General features: G+C 49.9%; 13 protein-coding genes and 1 tRNA gene. 8 read left to right on the top strand and 6 right to left on the bottom strand.

Going from position 1 to position 15,566, the window contains the following annotated elements; genetic code table 11:
- Window positions 1–20 precede the first annotated feature (20 nt).
- Entirely contained in the window at window positions 21–2,228 is a 2,208-nt protein-coding gene (locus U9S71_RS11140) for a RelA/SpoT family protein (RefSeq protein WP_326327520.1), read from the bottom strand.
- 187 nt (window positions 2,229–2,415) lie between these two features.
- Between U9S71_RS11140 and U9S71_RS11135 the strand changes: the two genes are divergently transcribed.
- Both U9S71_RS11135 and bshB1 read left to right on the top strand, forming a co-directional pair.
- The gene (locus U9S71_RS11135) at window positions 2,416–3,051 is read left to right on the top strand and encodes a DUF4294 domain-containing protein (RefSeq protein WP_326327519.1); all 636 of its coding nucleotides are present in this window, start codon (window positions 2,416–2,418) and stop codon (window positions 3,049–3,051) included.
- 4 nt (window positions 3,052–3,055) lie between these two features.
- On the top strand, window positions 3,056–3,790 hold the full coding sequence (gene bshB1 / locus U9S71_RS11130) for a bacillithiol biosynthesis deacetylase BshB1 (protein ID WP_326327518.1): 735 nt from the start codon (window positions 3,056–3,058) through the stop codon (window positions 3,788–3,790).
- A 9-nt stretch (window positions 3,791–3,799) separates the two neighbouring features.
- On the opposite strand, the gene U9S71_RS11125 is transcribed toward bshB1, so the two are convergent.
- Complete coding sequence (locus tag U9S71_RS11125; protein ID WP_326327517.1) at window positions 3,800–4,126, bottom strand: HesB/IscA family protein; 327 nt, start codon at window positions 4,124–4,126, stop codon at window positions 3,800–3,802.
- 224 nt (window positions 4,127–4,350) lie between these two features.
- On the opposite strand from U9S71_RS11125, the gene U9S71_RS11120 reads away from it, so the two are divergent.
- Both U9S71_RS11120 and U9S71_RS11115 read left to right on the top strand, forming a co-directional pair.
- Entirely contained in the window at window positions 4,351–5,658 is a 1,308-nt protein-coding gene (locus U9S71_RS11120; protein ID WP_326327516.1) for a sensor histidine kinase, read from the top strand.
- Complete coding sequence (locus U9S71_RS11115; protein WP_326327514.1) at window positions 5,651–9,010, top strand: DEAD/DEAH box helicase; 3,360 nt, start codon at window positions 5,651–5,653, stop codon at window positions 9,008–9,010. Before U9S71_RS11120 ends, U9S71_RS11115 begins: the two co-directional genes overlap by 8 nt.
- A 6-nt stretch (window positions 9,011–9,016) precedes the next feature.
- Here U9S71_RS11115 and U9S71_RS11110 read toward each other — a convergent pair whose 3' ends face one another.
- Window positions 9,017–9,715: an NUDIX hydrolase gene (locus U9S71_RS11110; protein ID WP_326327513.1), complete on the bottom strand. Its 699-nt coding sequence runs from the start codon at window positions 9,713–9,715 to the stop codon at window positions 9,017–9,019.
- A gap of 256 nt (window positions 9,716–9,971) precedes the next feature.
- Between U9S71_RS11110 and pfkA the strand changes: the two genes are divergently transcribed.
- The 3 genes from pfkA to gap are packed head-to-tail and all read left to right on the top strand — an operon-like array spanning window position 9,972 to window position 12,791.
- Window positions 9,972–10,943, top strand: a complete 972-nt coding sequence (gene pfkA, locus U9S71_RS11105; protein WP_436410322.1) for a 6-phosphofructokinase — start codon at window positions 9,972–9,974, stop codon at window positions 10,941–10,943.
- Entirely contained in the window at window positions 10,940–11,788 is an 849-nt protein-coding gene (locus U9S71_RS11100) for a hypothetical protein (RefSeq protein ID WP_326327509.1), read from the top strand. The genes pfkA and U9S71_RS11100 overlap by 4 nt, the downstream gene beginning before the upstream one ends.
- Window positions 11,789–11,795: 7 nt before the next feature.
- Window positions 11,796–12,791, top strand: a complete 996-nt coding sequence (gene gap, locus U9S71_RS11095) for a type I glyceraldehyde-3-phosphate dehydrogenase (protein WP_326327507.1) — start codon at window positions 11,796–11,798, stop codon at window positions 12,789–12,791.
- 76 nt (window positions 12,792–12,867) lie between these two features.
- On the opposite strand, the gene mnmA is transcribed toward gap, so the two are convergent.
- On the bottom strand, window positions 12,868–13,956 hold the full coding sequence (gene mnmA, locus U9S71_RS11090; RefSeq protein WP_326327506.1) for a tRNA 2-thiouridine(34) synthase MnmA: 1,089 nt from the start codon (window positions 13,954–13,956) through the stop codon (window positions 12,868–12,870).
- 188 nt (window positions 13,957–14,144) lie between these two features.
- Here mnmA and U9S71_RS11085 point away from each other — a divergent pair.
- Window positions 14,145–14,217, top strand: a tRNA-Phe gene (locus U9S71_RS11085).
- 76 nt (window positions 14,218–14,293) lie between these two features.
- On the opposite strand, the gene xth is transcribed toward U9S71_RS11085, so the two are convergent.
- Window positions 14,294–15,070, bottom strand: coding sequence for an exodeoxyribonuclease III (xth, locus tag U9S71_RS11080; RefSeq protein ID WP_326327504.1), 777 nt, complete (start codon window positions 15,068–15,070; stop codon window positions 14,294–14,296).
- 151 nt (window positions 15,071–15,221) lie between these two features.
- A partial coding sequence (locus tag U9S71_RS11075; protein ID WP_326327502.1) for a hypothetical protein occupies window positions 15,222–15,566 on the bottom strand: 345 nt, incomplete at its 5' end.

The raw sequence follows: 15,566 nt of genomic DNA, 5'->3' as shown, positions 1-15,566 counted from the left end.
TACAAACGCCGTTAATGGCTTCAACTGTTCGAATCAAAACGGGTAATCCCGGTGATTCCCTTGATTTGCGCAAGGTGCTTAATTAGGTTTTCCAAGTGCGCGGTATCATTGACGAAAATCATAATGGATCCTTCAAAAATACCCTCATTACTTGAAATGGTGATGGAACGGATATTCACCTTGAAATCGTCCGATATCACTTTAGTGATTTTATTGACCAAACCGACATCATCTATACCCACAATACGCAAACCGGTGAGGAATGCCAGCTCTTTTTGCGACGTCCACTTAGCTTTAACAATGCGGTAGCCATAATTGGCCATCAGCTTAGCGGCGTTGGGGCAGTTGGTGCGGTGTATCTTGATGCCATCATTGACCGTGATAAAACCAAACACGTCATCGCCGGGGATGGGATTGCAGCATGGCGATAATGTATAGTCAATTTTCTGCAGGTCGTCTCCAATCAACAGTGTTTCGTGGTCTCTTTTGTTGATTTTATCAACAAGTCCGCTGATGTGCGAATTAAACTGCTGGCCGTGCTGATGCTCGACTGTTTTTTCGCTGTGGGCAAAATCCTTGAGGTTTTTTATGTCTATTTCGCCCTTTGCAACGTTGTAAAATAGATCCTGTGATGACGGGAACTTGAAGAACATCGTTAATTTGTTGATGTTTTCCGTGTTGTAAGTGATTTTCAGCGACTTTAACTTCCGCTCAAGAATTTCCTTACCGTCTTCAGCTACGCGTCTTTTTTCTTCTTTAAGGGCCGATTTTATTTTAGATTTAGCTTTGGCAGTTACCACAAAGCTAAGCCAGTCTTCTTTGGGGGTCTGTTTGCTCGACGTGATGATTTCCACTTGGTCGCCATTTTGCAGGTGGTGGCTCAGCGGCACCAATTTATGGTTTACTTTGGCTCCGATACAGCTTGCCCCCAGATCGGAGTGTATTTCAAAGGCAAAGTCGAGCGCTGTCGCGTTGTGGGGTAGCTGGATAAGTGCTCCTTTGGGTGTGAAGATGAAAATTTCATCAGAGAAGAGGTTCATCTTGAAATCGTCGAGGAAATCCATTGCATTGGATTCCGGATTGCTGAGCACCTCCCGAACCTTCTGTATCCATTGGTCCAGTCCGCTGTCTGAATTGGATTCCTTGTATTTCCAATGGGCAGCGAACCCTTTTTCGGCAATTTCATTCATCCGGATGGTCCGTATCTGTACTTCCACCCATTGGCCCTTAGGGCCCATCACCGTAGTGTGCAGCGACTCATAGCCGTTGGCCTTGGGCGATGATACCCAATCGCGCAAGCGGTCGGGATTGGGCCGGTAAAGGTCTGTTACGATCGAATAAGCTTTCCAGCAATCCGCTTTCTCATTGTCTTGCTCTGAGTCGATGATGATGCGGATGGCAAACAGGTCGTACACTTCTTCGAATGGAATGGATTTTTTTCGCATTTTATTCCATATCGAATAAATGGACTTCGGTCTGCCAAACACGGATGCATTAATCCCTTGTTCGTGGAGTATTTCGTTGATGGGACCTACGAAATTAAGGATAAATCGTTCTCGTTCCGCTTTCTTTTCGTTCAGCTTTTTGGCGATGAATTTATAGGTGTCCGGGTCGGTGTACTTCATGGAAAGATCTTCCAATTCGGACTTGATGGCATATAGCCCCAGGCGATGGGCGAGGGGCGCGTATAGATAGGAGGTTTCAGAGGCGATCTTCAGCTGCTTATCGCGCGGCATGAAATCCATCGTGCGCATGTTATGCAACCGGTCGGCTAGTTTGATAAGGATAACCCGTACATCATCTGCCAACGTAAGGAGCATCTTGCGGAAATTCTCTGCCTGTATCGAACTGTTGGGGTCGAATATGCCCGAAATCTTGGTGAGGCCGTCAATGATGCGTGCGACCTTTTTGCCAAACTCGCGTTCCACATCCTCCAACGTAATATACGTGTCTTCCACCACGTCGTGCAGGAGGGCACATACGATGGAGGTCGTGCCCAAACCAATCTCTTCCGCTGCAATCTGCGCAACAGCAATCGGATGGTAGATGTAGGGCTCGCCCGATTTGCGGCGCATATCCTTATGGCTCTCAAGTGCCATATCAAATGCCCTACGTATCATCTGTTTATCGCCACGCTGCAGCGTGGGCTTGCAAGCCCGTAGCAATGCGCGATATCGCTTACGTATCTCTTTGCTTTCGGCCGCTAAATCAATCACCAATTCTTTCATACATATCGCCCTGCTCTTTATGGTCGAGAATTTCTATATTTCCGCTATACAAGTTGTCTCTCAATGGTCGCGGAGAGACCGATAAAGTTGCTTTTTTATTTGACGCGATTATAATTGCATATAAAAGCAACTTTATCTAAGTTTGTATAGTTGTAGTATGCGTAAATGTACGGATAATTATTGAATAATGTATCATACGGCCTTCCTTCGATTGGTGTTTTTTGTAGGCTTGGCATCGCTGGCAAATGGGGTGCGCGCACAAGATACATTGTCGCACCCGCCCGATAGCCAGCGCTCCCAACGGCACATGGTGGCTACTACGGTGGTCGATGGCGAACGGGTACCCTGGATGCTGATTCCGGAGGTAACCGTAACGCGCAGGCGGGTATTCAAGAGTCCGGAAGATAAGGCGCGTTACTTGCGGTTGCGGTACAATGTGATCAAGGTATTGCCATACGCCAAATACGCACAAGACAGGTACCAGCAATTGTACCGCGATTTGGCAGTTACAGAAAACCGACGTGACCAAAAGCGATTGGTCAAAACATGCGAAAAGGAAATTAAGGATATGTTTAATCGCGAAGTGAAGAACCTAACCATTTCGCAGGGCGAAATACTGATTAAGCTTATCGACCGCCAAACGGGAAATTCGAGTTATGAAGTCGTGAGGGATTTACGTGGGGGGGTAACCGCCTTTTTCTACCAATCGGTAGCCCGTGTTTTTGGACACAACCTCAAAAACACATACAGCGCGGAAGAGGATTTCGAGATAGAAAACATTATACGCAGTCTTGAGCGTCGCCCGTCTTACGGGTATTTTTAACGATATGGATAAAAACAAACTGGATTTACTGGTCGTCGCGGTGCATCCCGACGACGCTGAGTTAGGCTGTGGCGGAACCATTGTGAAGCATGTACAAATGGGAAAGAAGGTGGGCGTTGTCGATCTCACCCGTGGCGAATTGGGCACGCGTGGTACCGCTGAGTCGCGTGATGAAGAAGCCGCCCAAGCCGCCGAAATATTGGGGTTGTCGGCCCGCGAGAATCTTGGCTTACGCGACGGCTTTTTCCGTAATGATGAGCCCCACCAGTTGGCGGTTATACAAGCAATACGCAAATACCAACCCGACATGATCATTTCCAATGCGTTGGTTGATCGCCACCCTGACCACGGGCGGGCTGGAGACCTCGTCAACGATGCGGTTTTCCTGGCCGGTCTGCGGAAAATAGAAACGCACCTGGAAGACGGTACGCCACAATCCCCCCATCGCCCGCGGTTGCTGCTGCAATTCATCCAGGATTACTACATCAAGCCGGATATTGCGGTGGATGTAACGGATCAATGGGCAGATAAAATAAAGGCTATCAAAGCTTACCGTTCGCAATTCCATAGTGATACTTACGCACCCGATGAGCCGGAGACGTATATCTCGAAACCAGATTTCATGGAATACATTGAAGGGCGTGCCAGGGAATACGGCAAATACATTGGCGCGAAATATGCCGAAGGGTTTACCTGCCGGCGGTTACTTGGGGTAGACGACTTGTTTATGTTGAAGTAACAAGCCCCGCTATACCGCAAAGCTCTCCCCACAGGCGCAAGTACGCGACGCGTTGGGGTTGTGGAATTCAAAACCTTTGCCATTGAGACCGTCCGAATAGTCCAATTCGGTGCCTGCAAGGTACAGGTACGATTTAATGTCTAAGCATATTTTGATGCCCTTGTCTTCAAATACCTGGTCGCCCTTTTTTTCCTCGTTGTCAAAGTCCAAACGATAGCTTAATCCGGAACAACCGCCGCTCTCTACCGCTACGCGTATAAAATAGGCGTCGTCGTAATTTTCCTTGGCGAGAATATCAAGGATACGCTGTTTTGCTTTTTCTGTTACTGTTACCATATTCATTATGCATATCGTACTTCCATCTGCCGTCCCTCCGGCTATTCGATTCCCCGAAGAACGTTGCAGGGCCGTTCAATCGAACGAGTAGGCAAATATCGGAATATTTGTTGACTAAAGCAGCCCTTTCAAGGTTTACTATGTGTCATTTTTTTGAGGGTCAGGTACGGGAATTAACCTTAGAATTAAAAAATTTACTCAAATAGTTTACGTACTTTTGCCCTATGACCACCGGGCATTCGGAAAAAAGTAGATGGAACGTAAGGCGATGGCTGCGTTTCTTGATTGGTGGCCAGGCGTTCTCATTAGAGAACCGATTACTGAATTCGGTTTGCCTCGCTGCCATGTTTATCATGGTTTTCAATATCCCGTTCAACTATTTTTCAGGGTTGAAGATCACGTCCTTTATATTTGCGGTTTTTACCGCGCTCGTTGGCTTGGCCTATTACTTGGGGCGTTTCAAGCAGCGGGTAGTATGGGGAGTGATCATTGCGTCCGGTGTAGGTATTTTCATGTTTTCGATAAATTATTTCTTCAGTGCGGGAGTGCACGGCGCCTCGCTGCTGACGTTTATGCTATCGTTCATTCTGATCATCATCATGTCGCCCAAAATGCTATACAAATGGTGGGTAACCCTCTTTTTGTTGGTCGTTATCGGGCTGTTAGTGGTGGAGTATTATTATCCTCAAACGATAATGGTTACTTACGCCAACAATAGGGCTCACTTTATCGATATGGCCTTCGCCTACGCGACGGGCATTTTCGTCTGTTTTTTCAGTTTAGCATACCTCAAACAGGCGTATAACCGCGAAAAGGTTTCTGCAGAACGGAAATCGGTTGCGTTGACCAAGTTGAATGACGAAAAGCTGAAATTATTCTCGATTATCTCGCACGATTTACAGGCGCCGTTGGCATCGTTACACAGCTATGTACGATTGGTGGCCAGTGACCGGCTGACGGCTGACGAGCGTAAACAAGTGGAAAGCGGGCTGGCCAATGCACTCCACGGTTCGCAGGAAATGCTGTCCAACATGTTGGTATGGTCGCAAAACCAACTGAGTGGATTCCGCTTGGCGTTGGTACGGAATAACATCGAGCAGGTGCTGAAGCCGGTTATAGACGTACAAAAGATTTATGCGAACCAAAAAGATATTTTGCTCGAAGCAGACATAGACAGCTCCCTGTACGCATTGGTAGACCGCGATATGTTGCAGCTGATTATCCGTAACCTCCTTGCCAACGCCATCAAGTTTACGTTGCCCGGGGGGCATATCCGCGTAACGGGCATCCGCACCGGTGCGGGATGCGGGATCATGGTAGCGGATAGCGGCATCGGCATGGATAAAGCACAGCAGGCGGAGCTGTTTACCTTGAAAACCCGGTCTACGTACGGCACGAACAACGAGCGGGGCATCGGCCTCGGGTTGTTTCTATGCAATGAATACGCGCAAGCATTTAACGGTACGTTGACAGTCGAGAGTGAAGAGGGCAGGGGCACCACGTTCCACTTGAAGTTACCTGAAGATGTTTGATTCAAATGCCCATGTTTTTATTTTCAAAAATACGACCTTAGATCAACTGACCGAGGTGGCTGTGGCGTTAGCCGGCGCGGACGCAACACCGATTGAACCGCGGACGATCCTGTCGGTACAACCCGAAGAAATTACGGTAGATACCGGCGTATTTACCTGCCGTACGGCAGATGGCCGACGCAGACGGGTGGCGGTAGCGCAGGATGCTGACGGCATTACCGTATCGAGTGACGATGCCGCGACTGCGGGCGGGCTCACCGTGTATGAATCGGCGGTGCTGATAGCCATTGTGCGACGCGACGAACTGGGCGTTTTTTACCGCCCGGCGCTGCGCTACCAACAGATCAAACAAGCGGCTGTAGCCTACGGGCTCGAACATGAGCCCGACCTTGAACGTTATTTTCTTCCTGCATTTATTGACGGCCAATTGGTTATACAGCCCCGAATAGCCGGACTACTACCGCTGAACTCCGTAAAACTGCTGGACCTGGGGAACCAAGCCGATAATCAGGCTAAGCACCCCCCCGGTATACCCCGTGCATCTGAAGAACACGTAATCGTTTTCAGCAAGCATAAATATTACCGGCATATCCGTGTGGACGTTATGAAAGTAGGACGTACCAAAGCCGGCAAGTTAAAGCCGCCATTCATTCGGTTGCAGCCGCTTGAGCTCATTTCGTCGACACTGGATGTCGGTGAAGCCAAACTTTTCGCCGCGATAGCAGCTATCCAGCAAATCACCGAAGGCGACCGAAGAGCGGCCGATTTCACCGCATTGCAGACCATTGTGAAACACGGTGCCAACTACCCGTTTTATTACCATGACGATGAAATAGGCGAGACATTCTCCTCCAAGACACTGGCGCCAATAAAGGTGGCGATTGCACCGCGCAGCGTTCGTTTATCCGTTCGCGCGGCGGGTCCATTCTATCGCATTACCGGCGTTTTCACTGTCAATGGGCAGGTGTACCCGTTACATGAACTGCCCCGTCGTTTCGGATACTTTTTGCGTTTTAAGGATACCCTGTATCTGCTGGATGGGACGGCGTTGCTGGGTGTGGTTTGCCTACTGAAAGAACAGGGTGGCCAATTGCTTATTCACGCGAGCAAATACCGGGAATTCCGGCGGGCGTTTGTGGACAAACTTTCGACCGTCATCCCCATTGAATACCCCGATATCAAATCCGGCACACCGGGGCAGCTCCGGGAGGGCGGGTTTTCGGTTATGCCGGAACGGCTGCTTTACCTGTCCGATTTCGGTAATCACGTGATGATTATTCCGGTGGTTCGGTATGGGGAAGCCGAAGTGGCTATCCGTACGGAAAACCAGTTAGCTGCCATCGATGGGAAGGGCAACGACTTCAGTATACCCCGGGATGCCGATTTCGAACAGGCGTTCATCACCTTGCTGATGAAGCAACACCCGCATTTGCCCGAGCAGCTGGATAATCAATTGTATTATTTCTACCTGCACAAAAAGCATTTCCTCGATGAAGCGTGGTTTTTGTCGGCATTTGACGCATGGCACGAAGCGGGTATTGAAGTATATGGATTCAACGAGCTTACAAACAACGACTTGAACCCGCATCGGGTCTCGATAGACATCAAGGTGATCAGCGGGATAAACTGGTTTAATGCCACCTATGATGTGCGTTTCGGCAAAGCGAAAGCTTCGCTCAAAAAAATCCAGGCCGCGTTACGCAATAAACGCAAATACGTGGCGCTGGATGACGGTTCCAAGGGTGTTCTTCCACAGGAATGGATCGACCGGTTTTCAGCTTACTTCCAAGCCGGCGATGTGGTAGACGACGAAACGATCCAGTTTGCTAAAGCCAATTTCGAAACGGTGGCCACGCTGTTCGACCGAGCAGCATTGGATACCGCCGCAGCTGCCGAAATCGAAGCGTTACGGGAACGGGTAGCGAATTTTGAAGCGATGCCCGACGTACCCTCACCCAGAGGGATCAACGTCTCACTTCGCCGCTACCAACAACAGGGGCTGAACTGGCTCACCTTTCTGGATACGTTCCAGTTCGGGGGGATCTTGGCCGATGAAATGGGCTTAGGGAAAACCGTTCAGATTATTGCTTTTATGCTATCACAGCGTGAAAGCGGCCGGCTCGGCACCGATCTTGTTGTTGTTCCGGCCACGTTGGTTTTCAACTGGGAGCGGGAGCTGGCTACCATCGCCCCGACGTTGCGGGTATTGACGCTTTACGGTTCAAATCGACTGAAAAATACCGCTTCCTTCGGCGGTTACGACGTGGTGTTGACTTCTTACACCACCTTATTATCCGATATCCGGTTCCTTAAAGGCTTCCTGTTCAACTATGTGTATCTGGATGAATCCCAGCACATCAAGAACCCCGAATCGCAACGGTATAAAGCGGCAAGGCTATTGCAGGCCCACAACCGCATTGCCATCAGTGGAACGCCTTTTGAAAACAGTTCTTTCGATCTGTACGGGCAGTTATCATTCGCCTGCCCCGGTCTATTGGGCGACAGGCGATATTTCCGGGATGTATACAGTAAACCAATCGACCAGTTCAAAAACCGAAAGCGGCGAAACGAGTTGCACCGGAAAATACAGCCGTTTATGTTGCGGCGTACCAAGCAAGATGTCGCGACCGAATTGCCCGAAAAAGTGTACCGGGTGTTATACAGCGAGATGGGCGACGAGCAGCGCAAAATATACGGCGCCTATGAGCGGGAGTTCCGTGATTTTGTCTGTGCCCTTTCGGGCGATGAGCTGGATAAAAGCCCCATGCACGTGCTGCGTGGACTGACACGCTTGCGGCAGATCTGCAACTCGCCCGCATTGTTGCCGGATGGTATGTTGAATAAAGCCAACTCTGCCAAAATCGAATTGTTAAAAGAGCAGGTGAGCGATAAGGCGCCTCATCATAAGCTCGTTATATTCTCCCAGTTTGTATCGATGCTACACCTGGTGGGGGAGATGCTGACAGAAATAGGTGTGCGTTTTGTGAGCCTCACGGGCGGCACAAAACAACGCGGAGAAGTAGTCCGTACGTTTCAGGAGGACCCCAACGTGCGGGTTTTTCTCGTCAGCCTCAAAGCCGGCGGCACCGGATTGAACCTCACCGCAGCAGAGGTGGTGTATCTCATCGACCCATGGTGGAATCCGGCCGTAGAAGAGCAAGCTATCGATCGCGTGCATCGTATCGGCCAAAACAAAAGCGTTGTGGCCTACCGCTTGGTTACGCCCGACAGCGTGGAGGAGAAGGTACTGGCAATGCAGCAGGCAAAGGCCACGTTAGCCGATGGTTTGTTGAACAGCGACAGCTCGTTTTTCCAGGTGCTGAACCGCGAAAAGCTATTAAGCCTGTTGTGATCAAAACTACCGGCTGAATGTTAATTCATTTTGGAAAACTTTGGCGTATTTACGTTTATCGAGTTTATATAGCCTTGCGGCACGATAGGATACGCCACGTTGAAACTCAGACAGCTCCTTCAAGATATCATAATTCAACATCTTCTTACGGAAATTACGCTTGTCGAGCTTGCGCCCCCAAATGGCTTCGTAAAGTTGTTGCAGCTGCGTAAGGGTGAACTTTTCAGGCAACAGCTCGAATGCAATTGGGCTATAGCTGATTTTTCGACGTACTTTCTGGATGCTCTTATCAATGATGTGGCGATGGTCGAAACCCAGTTCCGGCAGGTCGTTTAAGGCGTGCCACACCGCTTGCCGGGCATAATCCGTTATCGGTTCCGGATGGCTTTTCAGGTCGTCGAGTCGCACCAGGGCGTAGTAGGCAACGGTTACAATGCGCCCCTGTGGATGGCGCTTCAGGTCACCGAACGTATACAATTGCTCCATATAGATATCGCGCAAACCCGTGTGTTCATAGAGTATCCGCTTTACGGCATCGTCGATGTTCTCGTTATTTTCCACAAAAAAGCCCGGAAGCGCCCACCATCCTTTAAAGGGGTACTCGTTGCGTTCAATAAGCAACACTTTCAACTCACCCTCGTGGAAACCGAAGATAACGCAGTCTGTGGTAAATGTCGATTGTAAATGTGGTAAATTTGATTGCAAAGCCGCTCGTGTTTTGTCTATTAATTTTATTTGCTTACTTCCGCTTTAAATGCATCTCCTGATGGCAGAAAGGAGACCGATCATTCCGTTTTATATCGTATGATTGTATTGCATATAAAAGCAAATTTATCTAAGTTTGCTCACTTTAAACCTTTCGAGTAGAAAAATAATTCTAGAAAAATTTAATAGTGTAACAAATACACACTATATTCGTGCTGCTAATTTACAAAAGATTATTAGAAAAGTGCAAAGCATAATGAAAGTCGGGGTTTTTACCTCAGGTGGTGACGCCCCGGGGATGAATGCCTGTATCCGGGCCGTGGTCCGGACCGCGTTGCACGCCGGTAAATCCGTAGTGGGCATCTATCAGGGCTACCAGGGAATGATCGATGCCAATTTCCAGGAGATGAACAGCCGGTCGGTAAGCAACATCATCCAGCTTGGCGGAACGATTCTCAAAACGGCAAGGTGCGCGGCCTTCCGCACCAAGGAGGGCAGGCAACAGGCTTACGATCACATTAAGGATGCTGGCATCGATGCGCTCATTGCGATAGGGGGCGACGGTACCTTTACGGGGGCAGAGGTTTTTTCACGTGAGTTTGGTATCCCCGTGATATGTATACCCGGTACGATAGACAATGACCTGTACGGGTCTGACTTCACCTTGGGCTACGATACGGCCACCAATACGGTCATCGAGGCAATCGATAAGATACGCGATACGGCGGCTTCGCACGATCGCTTATTCTTCGTGGAAGTAATGGGGCGCGACTCGGGCTGCATTGCGTTAAATGCCGGCATTGCTGGCGGTGCGGAAGCGATATTACTGCCCGAGAAGGCAACAGGTATCCAAACCTTATGTGATCAACTCGAGGTTGCCGCGAAGGGCAATAAATCGTCTACCATCGTGATTGTTGCCGAAGGTGAGGAAAATGGGGGAGCGTATAATGTAGCGAAGGAGGTAAAGCAACGCTTTGATTTCTACGACACGAAAGTGACCATTCTAGGGCACCTTCAGCGGGGCGGGTCGCCCAGTAGCTTTGACCGGGTGTTGGCCAGTCGGCTGGGTTATGCCGCTGTACAACGCCTGCTTGCGGGCGAAACCCGGATGATGGTTGGGTTACGGGGCAACGAAATAAAAACAACGCCCCTTGAAGACGTGCTGAACAAGAAGGTGTTCAAGCTGAGTAAAGATATGTTGGAAATGATGGAGGTATTGTCCATATGATCGCAGTGGTGTTCAGCGGTTCGAGGTTTTCCGATTGGCGATTGGCCGAAAAGGGAAAGATTGTGACCGGTTTCCGGACGATGGGGATAAATCCCTACCTGCACGATGAACGTTTTATCCTGCAGCTGCTGAACAAAAACAACAACCTCATCAATTACGCCGAGAAAATCAGGCGGATCTATTTCTTCGGCGCGGGTTCATCCTCGCCCGAAAGGAAGGATAAAATAGCCTCGGTCTTCAAACAGTTCTTCAAAAATGCGAAAGTAGCGGTTGACCACGATGTTAAAGCATCTGCTATCTCTACGTTCGGCGACAGTAAAGGACTCATCGGTATTCTGGGTAGCGGGTCGAATGCAGCCTATTTTAACGGCAGGCGGACCAGCGACAATAATTTTGGGCTCGGGTATATTTTGGCCGATGAAGGGTCGGCCAATTGGATAGGCCGCATGCTGCTGAAGAGCTTTCTCAATGAAACCATGCCCGAGGATTTACTTGATAAATTTGTGGCAAGATACCCGTTGGATCGTAAGGTTATCATGGATAAAGTGTATAACCAGGCGAACCCCACACTGTTCCTGACGTCATTTGCCGATTTTGTGATGGAAAATCACAAACATCGTTTTGTGAAAAAAACCATCTATCACGGATTGAAATTATACGTGGAGACATACCTCTTGCCGCTTACCAAACAATACCCCGGCATGACCGTTAACTTTACGGGGAGCGTGGCCGCAGGGTATGAGGAATGGTTGCGGGATGTAGCCTGCAAATACGATATCGCTATTGGTACGGTCATCAAGGAGCCTATACATAATTTGTTGAAATACTATTTAAATAAAAACTAATACAAAAATGAAAATTGGAATCAATGGATTCGGCCGGATTGGCCGCTTAGCATTCAGGGCAGCAGTAAACCGCCCGGGTATCGAAATTGTTGGGATAAATGACCTCGTTGAGCCAGATTATTTGGCATATATGCTGAAATATGACTCCACCCATGGAAAATTTGATGGTACCGTGGAGGTCAAAGAGGGCCATCTCGTTGTAAACGGAAAAACCATCCGTGTAACCGCTGAAAGGGACCCTGCCAACCTCAATTGGGGCGAAGTGGGTGCTGAAGTTATCATCGAGTCTACCGGTTTCTTCCTCACCAAGGAGACTGCACAGAAACACATCGACGCCGGTGCGAAGAAAGTGGTGATGTCTGCCCCTGCGAAAGACGATACGCCTACATTCGTAATTGGCGTGAACCATAAAGAGCTGAAATCGGACCAGACCATCGTATCTAACGCATCGTGCACCACCAACTGCCTGGCGCCACTTGCGAAGGTACTGAATGACAATTTCGGTATCGTTGAAGGATTGATGAGTACCATCCATGCCGTTACTGCTACCCAAAAAACGGTAGATGGCCCGTCAGTGAAAGATTGGCGAGGCGGCCGCGGGGCTTACCAAAACATTATCCCTTCATCTACGGGCGCTGCGAAGGCAGTTGGATTGGTACTTCCAGAACTGCAAGGCAAGCTCACGGGTATGTCATTCCGCGTGCCTGTGCCCGACGTATCGGTGGTTGACCTCACCGCGCGACTGGAAAAACCAGCCACATACGAACAGATCAAGCAAGCCTACAAAGCGGCTTCAGAGGGCGAACTAAAAGGCATCCTCGGCTACACTGAAGATGCTGTCGTTTCGGAAGATTTTCGTGGCGATTCCCGTACGTCGATCTTCGACGCGGGCGCAGGTATCTCACTTAATGATAACTTCGTGAAAGTGGTGTCTTGGTATGACAATGAGTGGGGGTATTCCAATAAATTGGTCGACCTGGTTGAGCTTGTTGGCAAGGCGTAAGGAATAGCGTAAAGAAAAAGAAAGCCCTTCTCGATTTAAACCGAGAAGGGCTTTCTTTTTGTTGTTTAGCATATAGTCACATTAAAAAACCACCGCCCAACAAATCATCGCCTTCATAGAATACGGCAGATTGGCCAGGTGCGATCCCTTTTACCGCATGGTGGAAATCAACTTTCATATTGCCATCTTGTTGCACGAGGGTACTGGTCATGCCCGCATCTTTATACCGTATCTTGGTCACCGCCTCCATTGGCTGTTCGATGGCGGCGTATTTAACGAGGTTGACATTCTTTACGTACGCTTCGCGCCGTTGTAGTTCATGTTCATCGCCGAGTACTACCGTATTGCTTTCGGGTAAGATTTCCGTCACGAATATGGGCCGCCCCAGTGCAATCCCCAATCCTTTGCGCTGGCCCACGGTGTAGTAGGGGTAACCTTGGTGTTGGCCCACAACCGTTCCGTCGGTAAGTATGAAGTTGCCCGGCCCGATACGGTCGTCGATACCTTCCACACGGTGGCGTAGAAACGACCGGTAATCGTTGTCGGGTACAAAGCAGATCTCATAGCTTTCGGACTTATTGGCGAGCTCAAGTTGTCCCATCTCCGCTGCCAATTGCCTGATTTCGGCCTTGGTATAAGCGCCTAAAGGGAATTGGGTACGGGCGAGGTTCTCTTGCGAGACACCCCAAAGTACGTATGACTGATCCTTATGGGTATCCCGTCCTTTCGAAATGACGTAGCGTCCGTTCTCTTGTTGCCGGATATTCGCATAATGACCCGTGGCGATGAACTCACAATCCAGTTTATTCGCTCGTTTTAGTAAGGCCTCCCATTTAATATGGGTATTGCAGAGCACGCACGGATTCGGCGTCCGGCCCGCTAGATATTCTTCCACAAAATTATCGATAACAGAATCGCCAAACTCTCCACGGATATCCAATATATAATGCGGAAATCCGAAAGACACGGCCAGTGCACGGGCGTCGTTGATGCTGTCTAGACTACAACAGCCCGTCTCTTTGGAAGAGCTTCCGGAAGAGGCGTAATCCCAGGTTTTCATCGTTAACCCGATGACCTCGTATCCCTGTTCATGAAGCATCACCGCCGCTACCGAACTGTCCACACCGCCGCTCATGGCCACCAATACTCTTCCTCTTTTACTCATTACTATGGATTAAAAATACAAAGGTACGGCTAATTTTTATTTCGGTATGTTTTCGCGTTGTCATTTTATCAACAACACAATCAGCCGCTTGCCGTTTGCCGCTGAATAAATTTCAAAAAAAGTTTTCTTAAATGAAAAAAGGCGCTACATTTGCAGTCCCAAAACAACCTTATTACGGTTGCAAATGCGGTACCATAGCTCAGTTGGTAGAGCAAAGGACTGAAAATCCTTGTGTCGCTGGTTCGAATCCAGCTGGTACCACGGAAAGCCTCACAGCGACGTGGGGCTTTTTTGTTGATGTTAAATCTATAGTTATTTATTCCGTATAAACCCAATGCTATTCCGTTTCCACGTCAATCCACACCGGAGCATGGTCGCTGGTCTTTACCCATCCGCGCACATCGCGGTCCACGCCGGCGGAACGCAATTTTGGTGCTATCGCTGGACTTAAAAGGAAATGGTCGATGCGCAGGCCGGCATCGCGGCCGAATGCGTTGCGGAAATAATCCCAATAGGTATAGACCGTTTGGTCGGGATACACCTGCCGGATGGCGTCCGTCCAGCCTTGTTCTGCCAATGCGGTAAACACAGCACGCGTTTCGGGCCTAAAAAGCGCATCATTGACCCACCGTTCGGGTCGATACACATCCGCTTCGGTGGGGATGATGTTGAAATCGCCGGTTAATATCGCCGGGCCACCTTGGTCGAGCAGCATTTGTGCGTGGCGAAGCAGACGATTCATCCAACTCAATTTGTAGTCGAATTTCGGGCCCGGAGCAGGGTTGCCGTTAGGAAGATACAGGCAGCCGATCAGTACGCCGTTGATTTTTGCCTCGATGTAGCGGCTGTGGGCATCTTCGGGATCGCCAGGCAGCACGCGGCAGGTTTCTTCGGGCAATCCGATACGGGAGAGGATAGCCACACCGTTCCAACTTTTCTGGCCATGCCAGATGGATTGATAGCCCGCATCGAGCAGCGCCGCTTCTGGGAAATTCTCCTGGATGGCCTTCAGCTCCTGTAAGCACACCACATCTGGTTGTGATTCTTCCAGCCATCGTAACACGACGGGCAGCCGGGCGTTTATGCTGTTCACATTGTACGTTGCGATCTTCATAAAACAAACTTAGCTAAATTCGGCTGATATGCAATGGCTCTATTTCAGTGCTGCACGGTCCCCTTTACATCTGGCCGGCAGCGTAGCACGTCATCTCGGCGGCGTAGGGGCTCGGCGCGGCTACCTAGGGGCCCGGCACACTGGGCTACCCCTATAACGTAGCTGCGTAGTACGGGGCTGCGCTCACGTAGCCCGTGGATGCGGCAAGTTCATACGTGGCGGCGGCGCCGTAGTCCGGGGCCGCGGCAGCGTACCCCCTGGGCGCCTTATCGTAGGCCGTGGCGGCGGCAAGTTCATACGTGGCGGCGGCGCCGTAGTCCGGGGCCGCGGCAGCGTACCCCCTGGGCGCCTTATCGTAGGCCGCGGCGGCGGCAAGTTCATACGTGGCGGCGGCATCGTAACCCCTCGCCACGTCGTCGTAGTCCGTGGCTGCGGCAGCGTAACCCCCCGATGCCTTATCGTAGTCCCTCGATGCCGTAAAGAAATACGTGGAAGC

It is taken from the genome of Parapedobacter flavus, from assembly GCF_035818675.1.
GTDB classification, from domain to species: Bacteria; Bacteroidota; Bacteroidia; order Sphingobacteriales; family Sphingobacteriaceae; genus Parapedobacter; species Parapedobacter flavus.
Note: the sequence above shows the minus strand (reverse complement) of the source record. Positions and strands in the feature narration are given on the sequence as shown.